Annotated in this window: 10 protein-coding genes; 2 read left to right on the top strand and 8 right to left on the bottom strand. The window is 67.8% G+C overall.

Annotated elements, in window-relative coordinates; all coding sequences use genetic code 11:
• The 4 genes from H7841_05900 to H7841_05885 all read right to left on the bottom strand — a co-directional run.
• A partial coding sequence (locus H7841_05900) for a TetR/AcrR family transcriptional regulator (GenBank protein MEO5336409.1) occupies positions 1–250 on the bottom strand: 250 nt, incomplete at its 3' end.
• A complete protein-coding gene (locus H7841_05895; protein ID MEO5336408.1) occupies positions 237–938 on the bottom strand; it encodes an ABC transporter ATP-binding protein in 702 nt (233 codons plus the stop codon). The genes H7841_05900 and H7841_05895, both read right to left, overlap by 14 nt.
• A 2-nt stretch (positions 939–940) precedes the next feature.
• The gene (locus H7841_05890; GenBank protein ID MEO5336407.1) at positions 941–2,071 is read right to left on the bottom strand and encodes an ABC transporter permease; all 1,131 of its coding nucleotides are present in this window, start codon (positions 2,069–2,071) and stop codon (positions 941–943) included.
• Complete coding sequence (locus H7841_05885; protein MEO5336406.1) at positions 2,068–3,213, bottom strand: efflux RND transporter periplasmic adaptor subunit; 1,146 nt, start codon at positions 3,211–3,213, stop codon at positions 2,068–2,070. Before H7841_05885 ends, H7841_05890 begins: the two co-directional genes overlap by 4 nt.
• 140 nt (positions 3,214–3,353) lie before the next feature.
• Here H7841_05885 and H7841_05880 point away from each other — a divergent pair, with 140 nt between their 5' ends.
• Positions 3,354–3,650, top strand: coding sequence for a hypothetical protein (locus H7841_05880; GenBank protein ID MEO5336405.1), 297 nt, complete (start codon positions 3,354–3,356; stop codon positions 3,648–3,650).
• Positions 3,640–3,894: a hypothetical protein gene (locus H7841_05875; protein MEO5336404.1), complete on the top strand. Its 255-nt coding sequence runs from the start codon at positions 3,640–3,642 to the stop codon at positions 3,892–3,894. Before H7841_05880 ends, H7841_05875 begins: the two co-directional genes overlap by 11 nt.
• Before the next feature lie 2 nt (positions 3,895–3,896).
• Here H7841_05875 and rlmH read toward each other — a convergent pair whose 3' ends face one another.
• Genes rlmH through H7841_05855 form a run of 4 tightly spaced genes read right to left on the bottom strand, consistent with a single transcriptional unit; the run spans position 3,897 to position 6,650 of the window.
• Positions 3,897–4,355 (bottom strand): 23S rRNA (pseudouridine(1915)-N(3))-methyltransferase RlmH, encoded by a 459-nt coding sequence (gene rlmH / locus H7841_05870; GenBank protein MEO5336403.1) that lies wholly within the window; start codon positions 4,353–4,355, stop codon positions 3,897–3,899.
• 5 nt (positions 4,356–4,360) lie between these two features.
• Positions 4,361–4,741, bottom strand: a complete 381-nt coding sequence (gene rsfS / locus H7841_05865; protein MEO5336402.1) for a ribosome silencing factor — start codon at positions 4,739–4,741, stop codon at positions 4,361–4,363.
• Positions 4,742–4,788: 47 nt separating this feature from the next.
• A complete protein-coding gene (locus tag H7841_05860) occupies positions 4,789–5,382 on the bottom strand; it encodes a nicotinate-nucleotide adenylyltransferase (protein MEO5336401.1) in 594 nt (197 codons plus the stop codon).
• Positions 5,379–6,650, bottom strand: a complete 1,272-nt coding sequence (locus H7841_05855) for a glutamate-5-semialdehyde dehydrogenase (protein MEO5336400.1) — start codon at positions 6,648–6,650, stop codon at positions 5,379–5,381. Before H7841_05855 ends, H7841_05860 begins: the two co-directional genes overlap by 4 nt.
• Positions 6,651–6,740 lie beyond the last annotated feature (90 nt).

Below are 6,740 nucleotides of genomic sequence, written 5' to 3'. Positions count from 1 at the left end.
CCGGCGGCGACGCGGGGCCGGCCGCCGCTTCGCGCCAGCGACAGGGCGCCGTCTCCGCCAGCCACGCCGCGACCGCCACCCATATCCCCGACTTGGAGGAGAAGTGGCGAAAGACGGCCGCCTGGGTAATTCCGACGGCGCGGGCGATGGCTTCGGTGGTGACCCGCTCGGGGCTCTCCTCGGAAGCCAGGCGAAGGGTGGCGGCGACGATCTCGTCCCGGCGCTCTTCCGCGCTCTTACGCCGGCGCATGGCCAGTCTCCAGGACACCTTCGCGCAGCGCGTGAATGGCGTCGAAGCGCCCGAATATCTTCTCGTCGTGAGTGACCACCACCACGGCCGCGTCCTGCTCCACCGCCACCCGGCGGAACAAGTCCATGGCGATGCCTGCCCGGACCGAATCCAACGCCGCCGTCGGCTCGTCGGCCAGGATGACCCGTGGTCGGTTGGCCAAGGCGCGGGCGATGGCGACCCGTTGCGCCTGGCCGCCGGAAAGCTGGGAGGGGTAGCTGTGGCCGCGTTCCCCGATCTCCAGGTAATCCAGCAGTTCCTGGGCACGGCGACGCGCCGCCGGCTTGTCCCATCCTGCCAGGTCCAATACCACCAGCACGTTCTCCAGCGCCGTCAGAAAGGGAATGAGATTATGGAACTGGAAGATGAAACCGATCTTTTCCAGACGCAGGCGGCGCAAATCCTTGCGCAGCCACCGTCCGTCGTAGACCGGATCGCCGTCCAGACGAATGCTTCCGGCGCTGGGTTCCACGATGGCGCCGATGACGTTGAGCAGGGTGCTCTTGCCCGACCCGCTGGGCCCCAACAATCCCACCACCGTGCCGGCGTGGATATCGAGGTCCAGGTCGCGCAACGCATCGACGCGGGTCGAGCCTTCGCCGTAATGCTTGGCGATCCCGCGCAGTTCGATCAGGGGACAGCCGGACATGGTCACCCTCCCAGCGCCTGGGCCGGGTCGATGCGCAACGCGTAGCGCACCCCGGCCAGACTGGCCAGCACGCAGACCGCCAGCACGATCCCGGCCAGGATCAAATCGTCGCCAACCAGCAGCACGATGCGGCGGGGGAAGTGTTCGTGTACCGAATAGACCAGAGCGGCCCCGGTGGAAAAGCCGATGACCCCCATGGCGAGCGCCTGCTGCAGGATCAGGCCGACGATGGCGCGGTCGGGGGCGCCGATCAGCTTCAGGGTGGCGATCTCGCGGGTCTTGTCCAGGGTCATGGTATAGACGATGAGGGCGATCACCACCGCCGAGACGATCAGCAGCAGGATGGTGAACAGGCCGATCTGCTTGCGCGCCTTGTCGACCAGGGAGGACAGCAGAAGTTCCTCCTGTTCCGCCTGGGTCAGCGCCGTCAGGTGCTTCCAGCGCGACACGCCCGCCGCCACTTCCCTGGGCGAAACGCCGGGCTTGACGCGGGCGATCACCGCATTGACCTGATTGGAATTGGCGGTCTCGCCCCGCGCCGCCTGGTTGCGCGCCGCCGCCCCGTCCAAGGTGAATTGCAGGGTCTGGGCATCCTTGAGGGTGAGATAGGCGACCGGATTGCCCACGGAATCCACCTGTCCGGCCGTATGGCCGACCACGGTGAAGACGTCCTTGCCCAGCTTGATCTCGGCCCCCAGGGGAATGCCGGCGCGGCGGTCGATGACCATCTCGAAGTGGCTACGCCCGATCGGCCGCCCGGCGATCACCGCCAACGGGCCGCCCGGATGGCCCGGTTCGTAGCCGATGACGAACATCCGCACCTTGCGGGCGTCGACCGGCGCCTCGACCACCTGATAGGTGATGACCCCGGCCTCGGCCACCCCGGCCAGGCGAGCGACCGTGTCGCGGGCATCGCGGGGAATGCGCGATGTCTCGGCGAAGGGCCCGCGCCGGCCCGGCTCCACCACCCAGAGATCTGTGCCCGCCGCCCGCGCCAGGGTCAGCGCGTCGCTCTCCAGGCCGCGGAAGATGCCGACCATGGACATCACCACGCCCAGCAGCAGGGCAAGGCCCAGGCACGTCAGCAGGAAGCGGCCGCGATGGTGGCGGATATCGCGGAGCGCCAAGTTCACGACGTCTTCTCCCGCGCCTTCCGGCCCTCGGCGAAGCCTGGCTGCGGGCGGGCGACGACGGCATCCCGGATGGCCAAGCCCTCGACCTCGAGACGTCCGTCGCTCAGGCGTTTGAGGACGCGGACCGGCCGGCGGCGCAGCATGCCGTCCTGAATCAACCAGACGGCGCCCTCGGCAACCGCGACGGCTGGAATCACCGTTCCCTCGGCAGCGCGACCGACGGCGACCAGTACCTCGGCCTGCTCTCCCAGATGGAAGCGGGCGGGAATGGTGTCGAAAGCCGCATGGACGCGTCGTTCCTCGGCGATACGATCGCTCTCGATGTCGATGCGGGCGACGCGGCCGGCGAAAACCTGGCCGGGCAGCGAACGCAGGCGGATTTCCGCCCCCTGCCCTTCCGCCAGGCTGCCGGCGAGCGCTTCGTCCACATAAGCCCGTGCCCAAACCGTGGCCGGATCGATGACGGTGAAGACCGAGGTCCCCGGCGCCACCGCCGCGCCCAACTCCTTGGACCGTTCGACCACCAGGCCGTCGTAGGGCGCCGCCAGGATGTACTTGGCGAGCAGAGCCTCCTCGCGCTGCATTTGCGCGCGGGCGGCCTCCAGGGCACCTCGCGCCACTTCCAGGTCGGCGGCGGAGACCGCTACGTCGGCCACCGCCACATCGGCCGCCGAATTGGCGTCCTCGGCCGCTTCCTTGGAAACGGCGCCGTCGCGCACCAAGCTCTGACGCCGCTGGTTGACGTTGCGCTTCTGGCCCAGGGTGGCGCGCGCCCGGTCTAGCCGCGCCTGGGCCTGGGCGAGGCCGGCCTGGCCCTGGCGGAACTGTGCCTCCGCCTGGGCCAGCTTGGCCCGCTGTTCACGGTCGTCGAGCCGGGCGAGTAACTGCCCGGCCTTGACGCTCTGGCCGTGGTCGGCAGCCAGTTCGATAAGGGTCCCTGTCACCTCGAAGCCCAACTTGGACAGGATGCGCGCCTCGACGGTGCCCAGGCCATAGACGGTCACCGGCGCGTCGGTGGCGGGATGGAGGATTTCGACTTCGAGCGGCTGCCCCGTCCTGAACCAGACTCCGCCCCCGCCGACGGCCAGCACGGCCACAACGACGAGAAAACCCCGCGACCGGAAAACCCTGGAAATCGCCATCGCACCCTGCCGTTAATCTTTAGTGAGCATTGACTAACATGGCATGACGAACACGAGGGATCAAGAGGCGCCTTGCATTGGCACCGGCTTCAAGGCACCTTTAACCCTGGAAGTCGGCCTGGGCATTATTCGGATACTCCATGGAAAGGCTCATCGGAATCACAGCCGATCAACTCAGGGAGGCCATGGATAAAGGGCCTTTGAAAGACCTGCGGTGCCTCGTATGCAAAGGCGAGGACATGCAGGCCTTCGTAAGGCCGGCCTACGATCCTCGCGACGCGACGGACATGGCTGCCCAGGGGACATTGTGCTTCCCGGCAGATCTAAGTCAGCGCAACGTCGGACCTTGGCTGGTGCCGATCACCTGCCTGCGTTGCGGTTACGTCATGATGTTCGACAGCGCCATCCTGGCAAGGCAAGAGCCTCATGAGCCTTAACTTGGTCCATAGCAGCCCGCCGCCCGATGGGGGCGGTGGCGGCGGGGATATCGTCGCCCGCGTCGGCGCCTTGGAAGCCGAGGTGAAGCTTGTGCGCGGCGATTTGGCGGGCATCAAGGAAAGACTGGCCAATATCGAGGGCCGGCTCGCCAACCTGCCGACGACATTCCAGATGCTGACATGGTTCGTCGGCGTCGCCATGGGCCTCACCGGCTTGGTCTTCGCCATCGCACGGACCGTCTGATCTCAATCCCGGTGATAGGGATGCCCCGCCAGGATACACTGGGCGCGGAATATCTGTTCCGCCAGCAGGCCGCGCACCAGCATGTGCGGCCAAGTCTGGGGGCCGAAGGACAGCACCAGGTCGCCTTGGCGGCGGACCGTCTCGTCCAGGCCTTCGGCGCCGCCGATCAGGAAAGCGACGTCGCGCCGGCCTTCGTCCCGCCAGACGCGCAACCGGTCGGCGAAGCCGTCGCTCGACAGCGGCTTGCCGCGGGAATCCAGCACCACCAGGGCCGCGCCTTCGGGTACCGCGCCCAGCAGCAGGTCAGCCTCGCGCTTTTTGAGTTCGGGGGCGGGAAGGCGGCGCTTTTCCTCCACCTCGCGGAGCGTGAGCGGGAACGCGACGCGCCCGGCATAATGCTCGTAGAGCGCCTTCTCCGGGCCGGACTTGGCCCGTCCCACGGCGGCGATCAGCAGGCGCAAGGGCGTCAGGCCGTCGCGCCCGGGGCTTCCTCGGCGGCCCCGGCCTTGGGCTTGCGGACCGTCTTGCGGACGGGCTTTTCCTTGGCGTCGGGCAAGGTCGCCCACATCTTCTCCAGGCCGTAGAACTCGCGCACCTCGGCGCGGAACAGATGGACGATCACGTCGCCCGCATCCAACAGAGCCCAATCGCCCTGGGGCACGCCTTCCAGCGACGGGTTCCTCACCCCGGCTTCCTTGATCTTTTCCTGGAGACGTTCGGCCATGGCGCAGACGTGGCGCTGCGAGGTACCGGTCACGATGACCAGATAGTCGGCAAGGGACGACTTGCCTGCGAGATCGATGACGACCATGTCCTGGGCCTTGTCGTCATCCAGGGATTTCTGCACCAGCTTCAGCAGGGTCGCCGGAGCCGATGCCTTGCGCGTTCGAGGTGTTATCGTCTTTTCCTTTCTTTTCCAGCGGTCCCGGCCGCCCGGATACGCGTCGAGGACTCGGGATGCGGGGGAATCCCCAGGAACGCCCAGGCGGGCGGTATGCGATCCGCCAGGGCGCCCCTTCCCGGCCCGTCGATGCGGAATCCGGCGAAATGCCGCGCCGCCGTTCCCGACAGCGCTCTTAGAGAATAGGATGGCCGGGCGAAGACCGCAACCGGCACGGTATGGAAGATCGCCATCCAGCGCCGCCAGCGGGGCATCTGCACCAGATTGTCTGCCCCCATCAGCCAGATGAAGCGTAGGCCGGGAAAGCGGTTCCGCAGGGCCTTCAGGGTATCGGCCGTGTAGCGGGTGCCCAGTTCGGTCTCGATGGCGGTGGGACGGATGCGGGGGTGGGCGGCGATGCGCGCCGCTTCCGCCAGCCGCTCGCCGAGGGGCGCCATGCCGTCCGCCGGCTTCAGGGGATTCTGCGGCGAGACCAGCCACCAGACTTCGTCCAGGCGCAGGCGCCGCAGGGCATGCAGGCTGACGTGGCGGTGCCCGGCATGGGCCGGGTTGAACGAACCGCCCAGAAGGCCGACGCGCCGCGTCATCCCGGCCGGCACTGGCCCGAGCCGCGCACCTTGTACTTGAAGGTGGTGAGCTGTTCCACGCCCACGGGACCCCGGGCATGCATGCGGCCGGTGGAGATGCCGATTTCCGCCCCCATGCCGAACTCGCCGCCGTCGGCGAACTGGGTGGAGGCGTTGACCATGACGATGGCGCTGTCCACTTCGGCCAGGAACTTCTCGGCCGCTTCCTCGTCTTCCGTCAGGATGGATTCGGTATGCTGGGACCCGTGGGCGGCGATATGGGAGATAGCCTCGTCCAGGCCGCCCACCACCTTCACCGACAAGATGGCGTCCAGGTATTCGGTGTCCCAGTCCTCGGGTGTCGCCGCCTTGGCCCGGGCCTCGATGGCGCAGGTTTCGGCGTCGCCCCGGATCTCGCAACCCTTGGCGATCAGGTCGTCCAGGATGGGCGGCAACAGGCGGGCTGCCACGGCGCGGTCGACCAGCAAGGTCTCGGTGGCGCCGCAGATGCCGGTGCGGCGCATCTTGGCGTTCAGCACCACCTTGCGGGCCAGTTCAGGATCGGCCTTTTCGTGCAGATAGGTATGGCAGATGCCTTCCAGGTGCATGAACAAGGGAATGCGGCTTTCCGTCATCACCCGTTCCACCAGCGACTTGCCGCCGCGCGGCACGATGACGTCGATGACCCCCACCATTTTCAGCATCTCGCCCACCGCCGCCCGGTCGCGAGTGGGAACCAGTTGGATCGCCGCCTCGGGCAGGCCCGCGGACCGCAGGCCCGCTTCCAGGCATTCGACGATGGCGACCGAGGAATGGAAGCTTTCCGACCCGCCGCGCAGAATCGCCGCGTTGCCCGCCTTCAGGCAAAGCCCGCCGGCATCGGCCGTCACGTTGGGCCGGGATTCGTAGATCACCCCGATGACGCCCAGCGGCACCCGCACGCGGGCGATGTCGAGCCCGTTGGGCCGGGTCCAGCGGGCCATTTCCTGGCCCACCGGGTCGGGCAGGGCGGCGATGTCCTCCAGTCCTTTGGCCATCGCCTCGATGCGCGCCTCGTTGAGCATCAGGCGATCCAGCAAGGCCTTCGTAAGGCCCTTGGCCTCGCCGTCCGCCAAGTCCTTGGCGTTTGCTGCCAAGATGGCGTCCCGGCGCGCACGCATGCCGTCCGCCATGGCGCGGAGGGCCGCATCCTTCCGGGCGGAGGAGGCAAGCCCCAGTTGGCGGGCGGCGGTCCGGGCGGCCTCCCCCAGGCCCCGCATGATGGCGGGAATGTCGTCGGTGGCGGTCATCGGCGAATCCTTTCGGTCACGAGCGCCCATCATAGCAACCCCCAGTCCGTCGCCAAGGGGGAAGGACGCATGACAGGTCCCGGCGATCCG

The organism is Magnetospirillum sp. WYHS-4 (genome assembly GCA_039908345.1).
Lineage (GTDB): Bacteria > Pseudomonadota > Alphaproteobacteria > Rhodospirillales > GLO-3 > JAMOBD01.
The sequence above is the reverse complement of the archived record's forward strand: the minus strand, read 5'-3'. Positions and strand labels throughout refer to the sequence as shown.